Origin of the sequence: Streptomyces sp. NBC_00872 (genome assembly GCF_045161915.1) — a bacterium.
GTDB lineage: Bacteria > Actinomycetota > Actinomycetes > Streptomycetales > Streptomycetaceae > Streptomyces.
Window position 1 is genome coordinate 8,510,432 of record NZ_CP108806.1, and the last position, 16,435, is coordinate 8,526,866.

Annotated in this window: 13 protein-coding genes and 1 pseudogene; 9 read left to right on the forward strand and 5 right to left on the reverse strand. The window is 71.8% G+C overall.

Annotated elements, in window-relative coordinates:
• Positions 1 to 28: 28 nt before the first annotated feature.
• Both OG214_RS36275 and OG214_RS36280 read left to right on the forward strand, forming a co-directional pair.
• On the forward strand, positions 29 to 769 hold the full coding sequence (locus OG214_RS36275; RefSeq protein WP_405987179.1) for an SRPBCC domain-containing protein: 741 nt from the start codon (positions 29 to 31) through the stop codon (positions 767 to 769).
• 124 nt (positions 770 to 893) lie between these two features.
• Positions 894 to 1,568, forward strand: a complete 675-nt coding sequence (locus OG214_RS36280; protein ID WP_405987180.1) for an HAD family hydrolase — start codon at positions 894 to 896, stop codon at positions 1,566 to 1,568.
• A 100-nt stretch (positions 1,569 to 1,668) separates the two neighbouring features.
• On the opposite strand, the gene OG214_RS36285 is transcribed toward OG214_RS36280, so the two are convergent.
• The 3 genes from OG214_RS36285 to OG214_RS36295 form a co-directional block, all read right to left on the reverse strand.
• Positions 1,669 to 2,778, reverse strand: a complete 1,110-nt coding sequence (locus OG214_RS36285) for a PHP domain-containing protein (RefSeq protein WP_405987181.1) — start codon at positions 2,776 to 2,778, stop codon at positions 1,669 to 1,671.
• A 319-nt stretch (positions 2,779 to 3,097) separates the two neighbouring features.
• A complete protein-coding gene (locus OG214_RS36290) occupies positions 3,098 to 3,745 on the reverse strand; it encodes an LAETG motif-containing sortase-dependent surface protein (RefSeq protein ID WP_405987182.1) in 648 nt (215 codons plus the stop codon).
• A gap of 435 nt (positions 3,746 to 4,180) precedes the next feature.
• Positions 4,181 to 5,413, reverse strand: coding sequence for an aromatic acid exporter family protein (locus tag OG214_RS36295; protein ID WP_405987183.1), 1,233 nt, complete (start codon positions 5,411 to 5,413; stop codon positions 4,181 to 4,183).
• A 191-nt stretch (positions 5,414 to 5,604) separates the two neighbouring features.
• Here OG214_RS36295 and fdh point away from each other — a divergent pair, with 191 nt between their 5' ends.
• The 4 genes and pseudogenes from fdh (at position 5,605) to OG214_RS36315 (ending at position 11,303) form a co-directional block, all read left to right on the forward strand.
• A complete protein-coding gene (gene fdh / locus OG214_RS36300) occupies positions 5,605 to 8,865 on the forward strand; it encodes a formate dehydrogenase (protein ID WP_405987184.1) in 3,261 nt (1,086 codons plus the stop codon).
• Positions 8,862 to 9,800, forward strand: a pseudogene (locus OG214_RS36305) (4Fe-4S dicluster domain-containing protein); the annotation flags it as partial. The gene fdh and the pseudogene OG214_RS36305, both read left to right, overlap by 4 nt.
• A 197-nt stretch (positions 9,801 to 9,997) precedes the next feature.
• Positions 9,998 to 10,930: an NrfD/PsrC family molybdoenzyme membrane anchor subunit gene (nrfD, locus tag OG214_RS36310; RefSeq protein ID WP_383040666.1), complete on the forward strand. Its 933-nt coding sequence runs from the start codon at positions 9,998 to 10,000 to the stop codon at positions 10,928 to 10,930.
• Positions 10,931 to 11,030: 100 nt separating this feature from the next.
• Positions 11,031 to 11,303, forward strand: coding sequence for a hypothetical protein (locus OG214_RS36315; RefSeq protein WP_382866081.1), 273 nt, complete (start codon positions 11,031 to 11,033; stop codon positions 11,301 to 11,303).
• Between the two features lie 24 nt (positions 11,304 to 11,327).
• On the opposite strand, the gene OG214_RS36320 is transcribed toward OG214_RS36315, so the two are convergent.
• Positions 11,328 to 11,837, reverse strand: coding sequence for a GNAT family N-acetyltransferase (locus OG214_RS36320; protein ID WP_405987185.1), 510 nt, complete (start codon positions 11,835 to 11,837; stop codon positions 11,328 to 11,330).
• A 488-nt stretch (positions 11,838 to 12,325) separates the two neighbouring features.
• Here OG214_RS36320 and OG214_RS36325 point away from each other — a divergent pair, with 488 nt between their 5' ends.
• Complete coding sequence (locus tag OG214_RS36325) at positions 12,326 to 13,072, forward strand: DUF4118 domain-containing protein (protein ID WP_405987186.1); 747 nt, start codon at positions 12,326 to 12,328, stop codon at positions 13,070 to 13,072.
• A gap of 190 nt (positions 13,073 to 13,262) precedes the next feature.
• Positions 13,263 to 13,751, forward strand: coding sequence for a hypothetical protein (locus OG214_RS36330; protein WP_405987187.1), 489 nt, complete (start codon positions 13,263 to 13,265; stop codon positions 13,749 to 13,751).
• A 75-nt stretch (positions 13,752 to 13,826) separates the two neighbouring features.
• Here the strand turns inward: OG214_RS36330 and OG214_RS36335 are convergent, their stop codons facing one another.
• Positions 13,827 to 15,179, reverse strand: a complete 1,353-nt coding sequence (locus OG214_RS36335) for a DUF2252 domain-containing protein (protein WP_382866070.1) — start codon at positions 15,177 to 15,179, stop codon at positions 13,827 to 13,829.
• Between the two features lie 213 nt (positions 15,180 to 15,392).
• Here OG214_RS36335 and OG214_RS36340 point away from each other — a divergent pair, with 213 nt between their 5' ends.
• Entirely contained in the window at positions 15,393 to 16,283 is an 891-nt protein-coding gene (locus OG214_RS36340; RefSeq protein WP_405987188.1) for a TetR/AcrR family transcriptional regulator, read from the forward strand.
• Positions 16,284 to 16,435: the final 152 nt, after the last annotated feature.

Sequence of the window (16,435 nt, forward strand, 5' to 3'; positions counted from 1 at the left end):
CCCCGGCGCGTCTGAGGAGTCACCCATCATGTCCGAGGAATCCCCCAAGGAATTCGAGATCGTCCGTGAGTTCGAGGTCGACGCGAGCCCCGAGCAGGTCTGGGAAGCGGTCACCGCGGGTACCGGGGGCTGGCTGTGGCCCATGGAGTACGAACCCCGCGAGGGCGGCGCGGCACCGTACGGCGGCACCATCACCGCATGGGATCCGCACAGGCGGCTGACCGCCCGAACCGAGAGCGCGGAGGGTATCGAGCAGCAGACGCTGAACCAGGTCGACCATCTCATCGAGCCCCGCGAGGGCGGCGGTTCCTGGGTGCGCTACGTACACAGCGGCATATTCGTCGAGGACTGGGACAACCAGTACGACGGTGCGAGCAAGCACACCGACTTCTATCTGCACACCCTGCGCGAGTATCTGCGGCACTTCGCCGGGCGGTCCGTCGTGTTCGCGACCACCGACGGTCCCGCGGCCTCCGACGCGCCGGGCGCGTTCGAGGTGGCGAGCCGGGGACTCGGACTGCCGGACGACACGGCCGTGGGAGCCACCGTACGGGTCGAGGTGCCCGCCGAGGGGACCGTGGACGCCGTCGTCGACTACCGCGATCCGTACTTCGTCGGGCTGCGCACGGATACGGCGATGTACCGGCTCTTCGGCAGGAACCACTTCGGCGCGCCCGTCGGGATCAGCGTGCACGACTTCGCTCCGGGCGCGGACGCCGAGCGGATCGAGGGCGCGTGGCGGAACTGGCTCGACGGGCTCTACGCGTAGCCCGCGGGCCCGGAGACGCGCCGAAGCGGTACGGGAGAGGCCGTCGCGGCCGGGGGAGACGGCATGATCGAGGCGCTGCTCCAGGCCCGGGGCCCTGGGGCCCGACCGGACGGGAGCGACACCCATGGCCATGCGCGCGGCACTGTTCGATGTCGACGGAACGCTTGTCGACACCAATCACCTCCATGTGACGTCCTGGTGGGAGGCGTTCCGCCAGGACGGGCACAAGGTGTCGATGTCCGGGATCCACCACTCGATCGGGCTGGGCGCCGGTGAACTGATCGCGCGTCTCCTCGGCGATCAGCGCGACCGCGATCAGGACGCCGTGATCAGCGCCGCGCACACCACGCTGTACGCGACCTACTTCGACCGGCTGCCCGCCCTGGAGGGGGCGGCTGATCTGCTGCGGTCACTGGACGACCGCGGCTGGCGGATCGTCCTCGCCTCCTCCGCCGGAGAGGCCGAACTGGCCGCGGTGCGCCGTGCGCTCGACGCCGACGAGGTCATCACGGCCGCGGTCGGCTCGAACGGCGCCGTCGTGGGCAAGCCCGCGCCCGACCCGGTGTACCGGGCCCTGGAACTGGCCGGGGCGTCCGCCGAGCGGGCGGTGTTCGTCGGGGACACCGTCTGGGACGTGGAGGCGGCGACAAGAGCCGGTGTACGTGCCGTCGCCCTGCTGTCGGGCGGCATTCCGCGTACCGCGCTGGAGTCGGCGGGCGCCACGGCGGTCTACGAGGACCCGACCGCGCTGCTGGCCCGTCTCGACACGAGTGTGTTCGCGGAGCTCGACGGCCGCTGAGCACCGCTGGGCGCCGCCGCGCGGGCGCCGGAAGCGGCCCCGTCGGACGGCCCGGACGGTTCGCACCCGGCACGGTGCGAGGGTCCGGACCCGCACCCGCTCACTTCTGGGACCCGGTCCCGCGGGACCGGGTCTTGCGGGACCCGGTCTTCCCGGGGGACGGGGTCCCGCGGGTCCGTGTCCACTCCCGTAGCCCCTCCGCCGTCCAGGTGTTGACGACCCGGTCCGCCGGTACGCCGCACTCCTCCGCCCGCGCACAGCCGAGGAGCTGCCAGTCGAGCTGCCCCGGCGCGTGGGCGTCCGTGTCGACCGCGAAGAAGACCCCGGCCGCGACCGCCTCGCGCAGCAGCCGGCGGGGCGGATCGAGCCGTTCCGGGCGGCTGTTGATCTCCACCGCCGTACCGGATTCGGCGCAGGCCGCGAACACCGCCTCCGCGTCGAACCCCGACTCGGGCCTGCCGCCCTCGCGCCGGTCCCGGCGGCCCGTTCCCCGGCGCGCCGTCAGCAGCCGGCCGGTGCAGTGCCCCAGGACGTCGGTGAGCGGATCGCGTACGGCGGTGATCATCCGAGCGGTCATCGGAGCGGCGTCCATCCGCAGCTTCGAGTGCACCGACGCGACCACCAGATCGAGCCGGTCGAGCAGTTCCCGTTCCTGATCGAGCGAACCGTCCGGCAGGATGTCGCACTCGATCCCGGTGAGCAGCCGGAACGGCGCCCACCGCTCGTTCAGCTCCGCGATCACATCGAGCTGTTCACGCAGCCGCTCGGCCGTCAGACCCCGTGCGACGGTGAGTCTCGGGGAGTGGTCCGTGAGCACGGCCCACTCATGACCGAGCGCCGCGGCCGTCCGCCCCATCGCCTCGATGGAACCGCCGCCGTCCGACCAGTCCGAGTGCAGATGGCAGTCGCCGCGCAGCGCGGCGCGCAGGGTCTGCCCGTGATCGGCGAGCGGCGCTCCGGCCTCTTGTTCCAGCCGTGCCAGATAGCCGGGGACGGAACCCGCGACCGCCTCCTCGACGACCTCCGCCGTTCTGGGGCCGATGCCCCGGACCCCGCTCAGCGTGCCGGCCGCGGTGCGGCGCGCGATCTCGTCGGGGGACATGCCCGCCACCACCCCGGCGGCGGTACGGAACGCCCGGACCCGGTAGGTCTCGGCCAGTGAGCGTTCCAGCAGAAAGGCGATCCTGTCGAGAGCCTCCACCGGATCCATGGGCGCCCCCAGGGTGTCGGTCGCGTCCCGGCCATTCTCGGCGCGGGTCCGGCGCCGCGCATGGCGAGGCCCCGCAGACGGGGGATGTGCCGCGGGGCCTGCCTGGACCGTTGCTCGTCGTTCACCGTGGCCCGGTGCGACGACGCGCACGCCTCCCGCCGTTACGGAATCCGGGCGACGCGCCCCAGGCGGGGCCTGGTGGGCTGTCGGCCGGTCCATGCCTCTCGGCCGGATGAGCGCCGTCCAGGCCGCCGAGTGTTGGCGGTGAAGGTGTGGACGGCTGCCGGCGTGGCGACGGGGTGGTGCGTGGAGCGTGAGGTCAGTTCTGTACGGTACGACGCTTGCGCGCGGCCCACATGATGCCCGCTCCGGCGACCACCACGACAGCGGCGGCTCCGGCGATCATCGGCGTGGCGCTCGAAGAACCCGTCTCGGCGAGGTTGTCCCCGGCGGGGCTCGGCTGCGACGAGGGAAGCGCGGCCTCGGAGCTGGTGGGCTCCTCGGTCGGCGTGGCCGGAGCGGTCTCCGCCGGAGTCTCCTCGGAAGGAGTCTCCGCGGGGGTCTCCGACGGCGCGGGCGGCGTCGACTCCGCCGGCGGCGGGGTGGTCCCCTCGCAGACCGGAGCCGTCTTGGTCTCGTCCCGGTTGAACTGGTCGCCGTCGGCCGCCTTCACGATCAGACGGACGGACAGCTCGTTCGTGTGCTCCGGAAGCGTGAGCTTCTTGTGGAAGCCGTCCTTGAAGTTCTCCGTGGGCAGCAGGTCCTTGCCGTCCACGGTGACCGTCACGGTGTTCTTGTCGCTGTTGCCGTAGGCGGTCAGGTCGAGGCTGACCTCCGAGCACGTCACCGACCACGTCGGCGTGTGCGCGAACGCCGGAGCGGCCGACAGGCCGACAGCGAGCGCACCTGCCGTCGCGGCTGTTATGAGGGCGCCTCTGCGCCGCCATGATCCGCTGAATAGAGTCACAGATTCCTCCGAATTACCGCGCCGCCCACGATGACGGCGCGGGCGCACAGTATCGCCATCGGCCATGACCTCATCAACCGCCCCACCCAACTCAGCCTCTCCACGGGCCTCATGTCCCTGGTGGGAGGGGTGATGGCGGGTCGCGCACCGGGCGAAAGGGGCAGGCCGGGAGAGCGTGATCACATCGCGGCAGGCCGATCGGATCAGGGTGTCATCGCTGATGACGCCCATTTCCGCCGGGTTTTGGACGGTGAGCCCGAGCGCCCTTCCCCGAATGTGACCGGGACCATTGCACATTGAGCAAAGTTTGCGTCAATTAATGCGCCAGAGTTTCTCGTTGCGGCGTCAGCGAGTGATTCGCGCCAGTGCGGCGGCCGGATTCCGGAATGCGCGCGCGGGAAATGACGCCGTCCCCGCACCTGTGTCCCGGCCCGTTCACCGACGGCCGCCGCGCCGCGGCCGTCGCCGTACCCACTGCCGTGCCGCCGCCAGCCGAGGATGACGTTCGCGCTGTTCCCGCGAGGCGCGGTCCAGTTCCTCCATCAAGCGCTGGGAGCGGTTCTCCATGTTCAGCTCGTCCAGCATCCGGTCGATCTCCGCCAGCAGCGCGCCATGGAGCTGCCACTGACGAGGATGCCGCTGGACGCCCACCAGCAGGAGCCGCGCCACCCGCTCCCGGCTCCTCGTCGCCGCGGCGAGATCCCCGGACAGCCGCGCCTCCGCCCTCTCCGCGCTCTCGCTCACCTCCGTGGTGACCAGAACGGCGAAGCTCACGACGGCGTCGGCGACCCGCGCGAGCAGATCCTCCAGCGCGTTTCCCACCTCCGGCGGGAACAGCGCCTCCTCCGTACGCTCCTTGGCGAGATCCGCGAGGGTTCTGGCCAGCACACGCAGCACGACCGTACAGATCTCCAGGGTGTCGAGCCCGGTACGGAGCACCACCCGGTGCAGCAGCCCCTCCCTCACCCTGGGGTTGAGCCGGAGACTGTCCTCCGCCTGCCGCAGCGCCGCGTCCACCTCGCTGATGTCGTGGTCGAGCCGCCGCGCCTCGTGCAGCCGGGCCACCGCCCGTTCCACCGGGATCGACTCGGTCAGCCCCTCACCGATACGCAGCAGCAGCCGGCGCATCCGGCGGGAGAGGTCCTCGATGGACTCGCCCGCGGTGTCGACCCACACCGGCGGCACGAACAGGAAGTTGAACAGCAGCCCCACCACCGCGCCGATCAGTGTCTCCAGCACCCGGTCCCACGCCGTGGTCGCCACCCGGGTCACCCCGAGGACGAGCATGGCGCTGATCGCGACCTCGGGCACGAACTCACTCACCCGGACCAGCCGGCCGACGACGAGCGAGGCCAGGATGATCAGCCCCAGACTCCACCACGACAGCCCGACCAGCGCGCTGAAGGCGATGGCGACCAGCACCCCGGCCACCACGGAGTTCACCCTGCGGACGCTGGTGGTGAGGGTCGAGTAGAGGGTCACCTGCACGACGAGCAGGGCGGTCAGCGGAGCGGTGAGCGGGGCCGTCTCGTCGCTCAGCTGGAGGGCGACCACATAGGCGATGGTCGCGGCGGCGGTGGAGCGCAGCGTCTGGGCGACGGCCGGCTCCCGGAGCCGCTTCAGGGACTCCGCCACCGGCGCGCTCACTGAGGTTCGGACAACACCCACGACGTCTCCCTTCCCGTGCCGGGACCGGCGGGACCCGCCGGGGTCCCCGATAGGGCCGTGTGGCTGAGTCGGGCCCGGCGAAGGGCCATTCGACGTCCCGACCGGTCGCACACCCCGGCGCGCCGGGTGAGTCTGGAGAGGCGCCTTCCCCGTGAAGCCGGGGTCCAGGGACGCAGACGCTGGAGGAAGCGATGGGTGTCCGCAGACTGATCCACGACTGGCCCGTCCGCCGCCAGCTCACCGGTTCCGACCCGCTCGGGCGCGGCCGGGCCGCGATGTCCGCCCGTACCGAGGCGCTCAGTCCCCGTACCGCGACCGCCGACCGGATCGTCGGGTCCATCTGCCCGTACTGCGCCGTCGGCTGCGGTCAGCAGGTGTACGTCAAGGACGACCGGGTCGTACAGATCGAGGGGGACCCCGGCTCCCCGGTCAGCCGGGGCCGGCTCTGTCCCAAGGGATCGGCCACCCTCCAGCTCACCACCGGCCCGGCCCGCCGCCACCAGGTCCTCCACCGGCGTCCGTACGCCACGGAGTGGGAGCCGCTCGATCTGGAGACGGCCATGGACATGGTCGCGGAGCGGATGGTCGAGACCCGTCGCCGTACCTGGGAGTGGGAGCACGAGGGGCTGCGCACCGCGCGCACGCTGGGGATCGCCAGCCTCGGCGGGGCCACCCTCGACAACGAGGAGAACTACCTCATCAAGAAGCTGTTCACCGGTCTGGGGGTGGTCCAGGTCGAGAACCAGGCCCGGGTCTGTCACAGCTCCACCGTGGCCGGTCTCGGTACCTCGTTCGGACGCGGCGGCTCCACCACCTTCATGCAGGACCTCCAGCACGCGGACTGCATCGTCATCCAGGGCTCCAACTACGCGGAAGCGCACCCCGTCGGCTTCCAGTGGGTCATGGAGGCGAAGGCACGCGGCGCCACGATCATTCACGTGGATCCGCGGTTCACCCGTACGAGCGCGGTCGCCGATCTGTTCGTACCGATCCGCGCGGGCAGTGACATCGCCTTCCTCGGGGCGCTCATCAACCATGTGCTCACCGAGGAGAAGGACTTCCGGGAGTATGTGCTCGCGTACACCAACGCGGCCATGCTCGTCAGCGAGGACTTCCGGGACACCGAGGATCTCGACGGGGTCTTCTCCGGGTTCGACGAGGAACTGCGCAACTACGACCACACGAGCTGGCAGTACGAGAGCGCGGAGCGGTCCGGGCAGGGCGGGCAGCGCGGGCGGCAGCGCAGGGACAGACACACCGAGGCCCGTGTCCATGAGGCCGGCCACGCGGAGTCGCACGGCTCGGGCGGCCCCAAGTGCACCGCCCGGCCCACCCGCGACGAGACGCTCCGGCATCCGCGCTGTGTCTACCAGATCCTCAAACGGCACTACGCGCGCTACACCCCCGAACTGGTCGAGGAGACCTGCGGCATCCCCCGTGAGACCTTCCGGCGGGTGTGCGACGCCCTGACCGCCAACTCGGGCCGCGAGCGCACCAGCGCCTTCGCCTACGCCGTCGGCTGGACTCAGCACTCGGTCGGCTCCCAGTACATCCGCGCGGCCAGTGTGCTCCAGCTCCTGCTCGGCAACATCGGCCGCACCGGAGGCGGTATCCAGGCGCTGCGCGGCCACGCCTCGATCCAGGGCTCCAGCGACATCCCCACGCTCTTCAATCTCCTTCCGGGCTATCTGCCGATGCCCCACGCGCACGCCCACCCGGACCTGGAGTCCTACATCGACGCGACCCGTACGGAGAAGGGCTTCTGGGGCAACGCGCGGGCGTACTTCGTCAGTCTGCTGAAGGCGTACTACGGCGACGCGGCCACCGCCGGCAACGACTTCTGCTACGACCACCTGCCCCGGCTGACCGGCTCGCACTCCACCTACGAGACGGTCGTCGCGCAGCTCGACGGCGTCTGCAAGGGCTACTTCCTGATGGGGGAGAACCCGGCCGTCGGCTCGGCCAACACCCGTCTCCAGCGCCTCGCCATGGCCAATCTGGAGTGGCTGGTCGTACGGGACTTCTCCCTGATCGAGTCCGCGACCTGGTGGCAGGACGGCCCCGAGATCGAGACCGGCGAGCTGCGTACGGAGTCCATCGGCACGGAGGTCTTCTTCTTCCCGGCCGCCGCGCACACCGAGAAGTCCGGCTCGTTCACCAACACCAACCGCTGGCTCCAGTGGCACCACGCCGCCGTGGAACCCGCGGGCGACGCCCGCAGCGATCTGTGGTTCATGTACCACCTCGGCAGGCGCGTCAAGGCGAAGCTGGCCGCCTCCACCGATCCGATGGACCGGCCCGTACAGGATCTGGCGTGGGACTATCCGGTGGAGGGCCCCTACGACGACCCGGTCGCCGAGGCCGTGCTCGCCGAGATCAACGGGTACGCCGCCGACGGTTCACCGCTGAGCGCCTACACCGAGCTGAAGGGGGACGGCTCGACCCGGTGCGGCTGCTGGATCTACTGCGGGGTGTACGCGGACGGCGTCAACCGGGCCGCCCGCCGCAAGCCGCACACCGAGCAGGACTGGGTCGCCGCGGAGTGGGCCTGGGCCTGGCCCGCCAATCGCCGCATTCTCTACAACCGGGCGTCCGCCGCCCCCGACGGCACCCCCTGGAGCGAACGCAAGGCGTACGTCTGGTGGGACGGCGCAAGCGGACGGTGGACCGGCCGCGACGTCCCGGACTTCATCCTCGACCGCGCTCCGGATTACGTACCGCCGGACGGCGCCACCGGGCCCGACGCGCTGCGCGGCGACGATCCCTTCATCATGCAGGCGGACGGCAAGGGCTGGCTGTTCGCGCCCGCCGGGCTGGAGGACGGCCCGCTGCCCACGCACTACGAGCCGCAGGACTCGCCGTTCACCAACGCGCTGTACCCGGCCGTCTCGCGCTCCCCCGTACGGCGGCTGCTCACCCGCGAGGGAAACCGTTTCCACCCCAGCGGCGACGAGCCGGGCGCCGGCGTCTATCCGTACATCATCACCACCCACCGGCTCACCGAGCACTTCACGGCGGGCGGGATGAGCCGCTGGTCGCCCTATCTCGCCGAACTCCAGCCGGAGTTCTTCTGCGAGATCTCCCCGGGGCTCGCCGCGGAGCGCGGACTGAGACACGGTGGCTGGGCCACGATCGTGACGGCGCGCAACGCCATCGAGGCCCGGGTGATGGTGACCGAGCGGATCAGACCGCTGACGGTGCACGGCCGTACGGTCCACCAGATCGGGCTGCCGTTCCACTGGGGCCCCAACGGGGTCTCCACCGGCGACGCCGCCAACGAACTGGTCGCCATCGCCCTCGACCCCAACGCGCACATCCAGGAGGACAAGGCCCTGACGGCGGACATCATCGAGGGCCGCCGTCCCCGGGGGCCCGATCTGCCCCGGTTCGTCGACGAGTACCGCCGGCGGGCCGGCATCACCGTACGGACCGGAACGGAGACGCGGACGTGACGCACCATCTGCTCAGCGGACCGGAACACGACCCCGCGCGTGACGCGGGCCATGAGGACGCGCCGCCCCGCGTCGGGTTCTTCACCGACACCTCGGTCTGCATCGGCTGCAAGGCGTGCGAGGTGGCCTGCAAGGAGTGGAACACGATCCCCGAGGACGGACTGACCCTCACCGGGATGTCGTACGACAACACCCAGAGCCTCGGCGCCTCCACCTGGCGGCATGTGGCCTTCATCGAGCAGTCCGTGCGGTCCGCGCCGTCCTCGCCGGCCGCCGTGCCGACGAGCGACGGGCGTAAGGAACTTCCGCTTGTCTCCGGTGGCGGTGGCGGTGGCGGTGGCGGCGGCGGTGGGAGCGGCGGGGAGGTGCGCTGGCTCATGTCGTCGGACGTCTGCAAACACTGCACACACGCCGCCTGTCTGGACGTCTGTCCCACCGGCTCCCTCTTCCGCACGGAGTTCGGCACGGTCGTCGTGCAGGACGACATCTGCAACGGCTGCGGCTACTGCGTCCCCGCCTGCCCGTACGGGGTGATCGAGCAGCGGCCCTCGGACGGCAGGGCCTTCAAGTGCACGATGTGCTACGACCGGCTCGGTGCCGGGATGGAACCCGCCTGCGCCAAGGCCTGCCCGACCGAGTCCATCCAGTTCGGCGTGCTCGACGAACTGCGCGAGCGGGCCGCGCTGCGGGTCGACCTCCTGCACAAGGAGGGCGTCACCGAGGCACGGCTGTACGGGCACGACCCGGACGACGGGGTCGGCGGTGACGGGGCGTTCTTCCTGCTCCTCGACGAACCCGAGGTCTACGGGCTGCCCCCGGCCCCCGTGGTCACCACCCGCGATCTGCCCGCGATGTGGAAGCACGCGGCCACGGCCGCGCTCTCGCTGATGGGCGGCTTCGCGCTGTCGTTCGGGCTCGCCGCGCTTCCCGCGCTCACCGGCAGGACCGCCCCCGGCAGGACCGCCCCTGGCAGGACCCCCACCGGCCGGACTCCCACCGGCAGGGTGCTCACCGCGCTCACCGCAAGGACGCTCACCGCACGGAAGGGACGGACATGAGGAGAGGGAGGGACGTGACCGCCTCCGAGAGGCCCCCGGACACCCGTCGGCGCAAGCGGGGCGGCGAGGAGCCGATGGTGCCCCGGGCCACGTTCGACTCGTACTACGGACGGCCCGTCATCAAGGCGCCCGGCTGGTCGGCCCGTGACATCGCGGGCTACTTCTTTCTCGGCGGACTCGCGGGCGCCGGCTCCGTGCTCGCCGCAGGCGCGCATCTGACGGGCCGCAGGACCACCGCGACGGCGATGAAGGTCTCCTCGCTCGCGGCGATCACCCTCTCGGCCGCCGCGCTCGTCAACGACCTCGGGCGGCCCGAGCGGTTCCTGAACATGCTGCGGGTCGTCAAACCGACCTCGCCGATGAGCATGGGCTCCTGGCTGATCTCCGCGTACGCGCCCTGCGCGGGCGCCGCCGCGCTCTGCGCCACCACCGGCCGGCTGCCCAGGGCGGGGGCGGCGGCCACCGGCGCGGCGGCCGTGCTCGGGCCCCCGCTGGCCGCGTACACGGCGGTGCTCGCGGCGGACACCGCCGTACCCGCCTGGCACGGAGCCCACCGCGAACTCCCCTATGTCTTCGTCGCGTCGGCGACGGCCGCCGCGTCCGGGATGGCACTCGTCCTCGCGCCCGCGCACGAGACCGGTCCCGCCCGGTGCGCCGCCGTGCTGGCGGCGGCGGGGGAGATCTCCGCCATGGCGGCGGCCGAGCGACGGCTCGGGATGGTCGCCGAGACCTATCGCGAGGGCCGCGCGGGACGGCTCATGCGTGCCTCCCGTGTGCTCATGACGGCCGGCGCGGCGGGCGCGGCCCTCTACGGGCGGCGGAGCCGTACGGTGGCCGTGGGCAGCGGCGCCATGCTGCTCGCGGGCTCGGCCTGTACCCGATTCGGTATCTTCGCGGCGGGTATCGCCTCCGCCGAGGACCCCGCGTACACCGTGCGCCCGCAGCGGGCGGCGAAGGACCGCGAGGCCCTCCGGGGAGCGGCGGTTGTGCATGACGGGGAAGGATGAGGTAGACACCTCTCCAGCGGGTCGTCGGCATTCGGGCCGCGCGGCCGCTCCACTCTCCGAACGGTTGTGCATGCCTTCTTCACCGTCCCGCCAGGAACCGATGCGGGGACCGTCCGCCGCGTCCGCGCCGAACGCGCGTCCGCAGCACCACGGCATCTTCCTGGAGCCGCGCTACACCGTCGAACTGCCGCCCCTGCACGAGGGCGAGGGGGAGGACGAGGGCGGCGGCATGGACAGCGTCCCCGACAGGTCCATGGACAGGACCCCGGAGAGGTCCTCGGACCGTTCCTCCGACAGGTGGTCCTCCGACAGGTCCTCTTCCGACAGGTCCTCCTCCGCACGCCGCCGTACGAACGCCCAGCGTCGCGGATGAGCGCCGACCGGACGGGCCAGGTGATCACCCGGCCCGTCGGTCGTCGGCCCAGTCGATCCGGTAGTACTTCAGCCGCTCGTCCTGCGAGACGAGCCGCATCCCGACCGCGGCCATGACACGCTGGGACGCGGTGTTGTCATGGTCGGTGTCGCCCTTCACGGAGGTGATGCCGCGGGAGCGCGCGAAGCGCAGCAGCGCGCGCACGGCCTCGGAGGCGTATCCCTTGCCGTGCGCCGACGGGATCAGCCCGTAGCCGATCGTGACGCGGAGATCCTCGTCGGGGGAGCCGTGGAAGCCGAGACCGCCGATCGCCCGGCCGTCCTCGCGCAGACGGATCTCGTACGCGCCGAAGGGCTGGGGATCACCGGTGATCGCGCAGGTCGTCAGATAGCGCCTGGCCCCCACCATGTCGTCGTCCGTGGGATAGCCGGGCGCCCACCGGTCACCGTCCTCCGGCTCGCCCGCCGCGACCCGCTCGGCCTCCACGACGCTCAGCGGATGGAGCACGAGCCGCTCTGTCACAAGATCATCCATGACATGGAGACGTATCACGTGCCGTGTCCCGGCCACAGCCGGTTCACCGGACCTCGTGGTCCCGTACGCCCGGAGGTCACCGTGGCGTCGCCCGGGAGTCCTCAGGGCCCGCCGGAGCGCCGTGCGGCGAGGCGGCCGGGCCACCGGACCCGCCGGGCCGTCAAGGGCGCGTCAAGAGGCCCTCGGACGACGGCAGGGGCGCGTCAAGACCTCCGTCCGCGCGTGCCGCGGGGGCGGCGAGGACGGAGCCTAGGAGTGACCGGCGGGCCGCGCCACGGCCCGCGAGTCCGGGGCACGTTCCGGGGACGACGTAGGGCTGGGTCTTTCGTTTGGATCTGGCTGGATGAGGGAGCGGGGGCTGGTGCCGTGGATCGCAAGGCGGAGGAGGGAGCCCACGCGGAGCGTAGGCGACCGACGACAACGCGGCGAGGCGCGGTGCCAGGGCACGCGAGCCCAGCAAGATCCAAACGAGAGGCCCTAGGTGGACCATGGCATACCCGCTCCGTGACCGTGTCGCGCTGATCGCGGCGCTCGCGGCGCCTTTGCTGGTGGCGCTGGTGCTGGTGCCGTTCCGTACGGGTCTGCCTGGGACCAATCTCGCGCTGATCCTGGTCGTGGTGGTCGTGGCGGTGTCGGCCCTGGGCAACCGTGCCGCGGGCGTGCTCGCCGCGCTCTCCTCGGCGGTGTGGTTCGACTTCTTCCTCGCCCGGCCCTTCGAGCGTTTCACCGTCACCGACCCCGACGACATCACGACGGCCGTCCTGCTGCTGGCCGTGGGACTGGCCGTATCACTGCTGGCCGTACGGGCACGCCGACTGCGTGTACTGACGGTGGTGGACTCGGGCCTGCTCGCCCGGATCCACGACACCGCCGCGCTCGCCCGTTCCACCGGCTCACCCGACGCCGTGGTGGACCAGGTCAGCCGTCATCTCGTGGAGATCCTGCGGCTGCGCGGCTGCCGTTTCGAGTACGGCACCCTGCTCGGTCATCCGGCCCGGCTGCTCCAGGACGGCACGGTCGCCGTGGACGGCCGGCCCTGGGAGCTGGAACGGCTCGGCTGGCCGGACGGTGAGACCGAGATCAGGGTCTCCGGCCACGGCCGCTATCTGGGCCGCTTCATGCTCCGCCCCAGCCCCGGTCTCATCCCCACCCGCCAGGTCCGCCAGGTCGCGGTGACCCTGGCCGACGACGCGGGCACCGCACTCGACACCGTGGGCCCGGTCCTGGACCGGTGAGCTACGTTGGTCCCCGCCGGTGTGCGTGAGCGCCGGCGGGCGTGCGCGAGGATCAGCGGCGTGCGCGAGGACTGGGGGGCGTGTGCGGGGATTCAGGGGGGCCGGGGTGACGCGTGGAGCGGCTGTACGGGGCCGGGCCGCGTCCGTCGGACGGACGCGGCCGCGTTCTCGTCCCGTTCGCCGCCGTGTGGTGGCGGTTGTCCTGGCCGCCGTCGTGGTGGGCGGTTGCGCCGGCGCCCCGGACAGCGCGGTGGACGGCTCGCGGGGGCGGGAGCGGGCGGAGGAGAGCGGGCCGGGCGCCGTCCGGCATGACCGGAAGCCCATCCGGGACCGTTTCCCGGAGTTCGGTGAGATCAGCGGCACCTCCTGGGTGTCCGACGTCCTCAACGACGGCGGCCGTTCCGATGTGCCGGGTCCCTCGGACGTCCGGCTCACGGGTGTGGCGTCCCTGTCCGGCGCCGCTGTCGCCGGGATCTCCGAGCGGTACTCCTGGAGCAGGTCGCGACCGTCGTCCTCGGTTCCGAAGACCCTTCTGTCCGAACTGCCGACGGAGGGCGACTGGCTGACCAGCGCCGGCTTCGACGCCGCCGTGACCAGGGGCGAATACACCGGAACGTTCTATCTGAGCGTCGACCGCGGTGTGGTCCTGTTCGACGCCGTCAATCCGTCGATCCGGTGAGCCGTACCGCCTGAGCCGTACCGCCTGAGAGGTACCGGCCGGCGGTCCCTGTCACCGGCGTCTTCACCGGAGCCCTCACCGGCGTCCGGCCGGTGCCGGGCGCCCCGCCGGGATACGGCCCGCCACGACCGCCGAGGCGAGCGCCGCGTGATCGGCAGCGTTCCGGTCCGCGTAGCGCAGCGAGAAATCGGCCATGGCACGGTCGAAGACATCGGAGGCGCCGAGGTAGTGGGCGATGGCGATGCGGTCGCCCGACCGCGCGTGGGTACGCGCCAGAGCCCGGCCGCACAGCCATGCCTGGTCGTACAGCAGCGAGGGCGACAGATCGTCGATGGTGATGGAGGCCTTGGTGTCACGCAACTGACGCCAGTAGAAATGACGCCCCTCGGGCCCGGTGACCCAGCCGAGGAAGAGATCGCCTCCCGTCTGGAGCAGCCGCTGCCCCGCGACGATGCGATGTCCCTGATGGGCGTAACCGCTCGGCTGGAGATGGGGTTCCAGTACGGACCTCTCGGCCTCCTTGATCTGGAGGAGGAGCAGATCGTCGGTGTCACGCCCCGCCAGCAGCACGATGTGGCAGCGCAGACCGACACCGGCGACCCCCACCACCTTCCGGGCCGCGTCCACGAAGCGGTACCGGTCGAGCAGGGTCCGCCGTTCCTCCGGGAGCGTGGACCGGTAACCGATGAAGATGCGCCGCAGCATGGCCATGTCGAGCCGCCCCACCGGTTCGAGCAGCGGTGGGTCGGGAGCGATCCCGCGCTGTCCGTCCGGGGTGTCGGTCAGCTCCTCCAGCGCCCGCAGGGTGGTGCGCGGCCGGGCGAGCGACGGGTCCGCCTCGATGTGTTCCTGCCGGCCGGGGCGCACGAGCGGCAGTATGTCGGCGGTGTCGATGTGCTCGTACCAGACGTCGAGTTCACCGAGACCGGCCAGCCGGTGCATCGACGTGCGGTACGCCTCGGCCGCGGCGTGGACGGCCCTGCGGGTGTCGGTGCCGGACTGCCCGTTGTCGCGGGCGGCCACCGCGATGCTCGCCGCGAGCCGCTTCACATCCCATTCGAACGGTCCCGGATGGGTCTCGTCGAAGTCGTCCACATCGAAGAGCAGGGCGCGGTCGGACGAGGCGAAGGCGCCGAAGTTCAGCAGATGGGCGTCCCCGCAGAGCTGCACCGTCAGCCCCGAGCGCGGCTGGGTGGCCAGATCGGCGGCCATCACGGCGGCGGCGCCGCGCAGAAAGGCGTAGGGGGAGACGGCCATCCGCTCGAAGCGCAGGGGCAGCAGTTCGGGCACCCGGGTGGCGGTCTGCCGGGCCAGTGAGGTGAGCGGATCGAGCCGGTCGGCCGCCGGTATCCACAGTCCGTGCGAGGAGCGCGACGCCTCTTTGCGCGCGGCCCTGCCGCGTGCCGCCCGGTCGGCGGGGGTGAACATGAAAGGCCCCTCTCGCTCCGGTGGTGGGTGCCGCGGCACGGTTGCTGAGCACGAGCATTCCCTCCCCGCGGGCGGGCAGCCCGGCGGGACGGGCATTCGGGTGGTCCTGACAAATACGGAACCGTACCTGTCGGCGTGCTCTGCGTGGCATGCTCGATAAGAGCCCTTACCGGCGGCAACACCGCGCGTTCGCAGGGTGATTCGGGAGGTCGGATGGACACGGGCGGGGAATCCGCAGACACACCGTCAGCTCGTACGGGGACGTCCCGCGCGGGCGCCCCTTCCGAGGGGGCGACCCGTACGGGCATATCCCGGGCGGGTACGCCGCGCACCGGAGCCGCTCCCGCGGACCCCTCCTCCACCTCCTCCACCGACGCCCCGCCGGTCCGCGGGGACCGGAGCGCACAGACACGGCGGGACGGCCGCACGAACGGCACCGGGCATCAGCCGCCCGGCGGGGACCACACGGCCGGCATGGGACAGGACCGGCGGGCGCAGCGCCGTCAGCGGCTGCTCACCACCGCGCTCGGTCTGTTCACCACCCGCGGCTACACCGGCACCTCCATCGAGCGGATCTGCGCCGGCGCCCATGTCTCCATCCGCGCGTTCTACGAGGAGTTCGAGAGCCGCGAGGCGGTGCTCATCGCCCTCCACAACGATGTCGCCCGAGCCGGTATGGAGGCCGCGCTGACGGTGCTCAGCGATCCCGCGGCGGAGAGCGCGAGCACCCGCGAGCGGATCACGGCGCTGACACACGCCTATGTGGACGCCGTGACCGCCGATCCCGCGGCCACCCGGATCGCGTTCATCGAGGTCGTCGGGGCCGGGCAGGCGCTGGACGATCACCGGCTCCTGTGGCGCGGTCTGTGGGCCGGTTTTCTCACCGGGGAGGCGGAACGCGCCGTCGGGCGCGGCGAGGCCGTGCCACGCGACTACACACTCGCCATGGTCGCCCTCATCGGGGCCGTCAACGAGCTGATGGCGCACTGGGCGCGCGACAGCGGCTCGCTCACCCGGCGGCGGCTGGCCGACGAGCTGGTCCACCACGCTCTCGCCACCCTCGGTATCCCGCCGGGCGGCCCCGCCGCGGACGAAGGGGAATGACGCGACGGCCGGACTCCGGCAGGAGGTCCTGACCCATGGCCGGGCGCGGACGGCCCTCGACCGCGTATGACGCCGCGTGAGCCCGTCCCGTACGGCCGGTGGCGTACGGCCGGTGGCGTATGACCGGACCCCGGCCCCGACCGGCCCCCGGC

Bases quoted from the DNA above. Each gene is read 5' to 3' on its own strand.
- OG214_RS36275 (WP_405987179.1), top strand. From the start codon at position 29: ATGTCCGAGGAATCCCCCAAGGAATTCGAGATCGTCCGTGAGTTCGAG.
- OG214_RS36285 (WP_405987181.1), bottom strand. From the start codon at position 2,778: ATGGATCCGGTGGAGGCTCTCGACAGGATCGCCTTTCTGCTGGAACGC.
- OG214_RS36340 (WP_405987188.1), top strand. From the start codon at position 15,393: ATGGACACGGGCGGGGAATCCGCAGACACACCGTCAGCTCGTACGGGG.
- OG214_RS36335 (WP_382866070.1), bottom strand. From the start codon at position 15,179: ATGTTCACCCCCGCCGACCGGGCGGCACGCGGCAGGGCCGCGCGCAAA.
- nrfD (WP_383040666.1), top strand. From the start codon at position 9,998: ATGGTGCCCCGGGCCACGTTCGACTCGTACTACGGACGGCCCGTCATC.
- OG214_RS36315 (WP_382866081.1), top strand. From the start codon at position 11,031: ATGCGGGGACCGTCCGCCGCGTCCGCGCCGAACGCGCGTCCGCAGCAC.
- fdh (WP_405987184.1), top strand. From the start codon at position 5,605: ATGGGTGTCCGCAGACTGATCCACGACTGGCCCGTCCGCCGCCAGCTC.
- OG214_RS36320 (WP_405987185.1), bottom strand. From the start codon at position 11,837: ATGGATGATCTTGTGACAGAGCGGCTCGTGCTCCATCCGCTGAGCGTC.
- OG214_RS36280 (WP_405987180.1), top strand. From the start codon at position 894: ATGGCCATGCGCGCGGCACTGTTCGATGTCGACGGAACGCTTGTCGAC.
- OG214_RS36325 (WP_405987186.1), top strand. From the start codon at position 12,326: ATGGCATACCCGCTCCGTGACCGTGTCGCGCTGATCGCGGCGCTCGCG.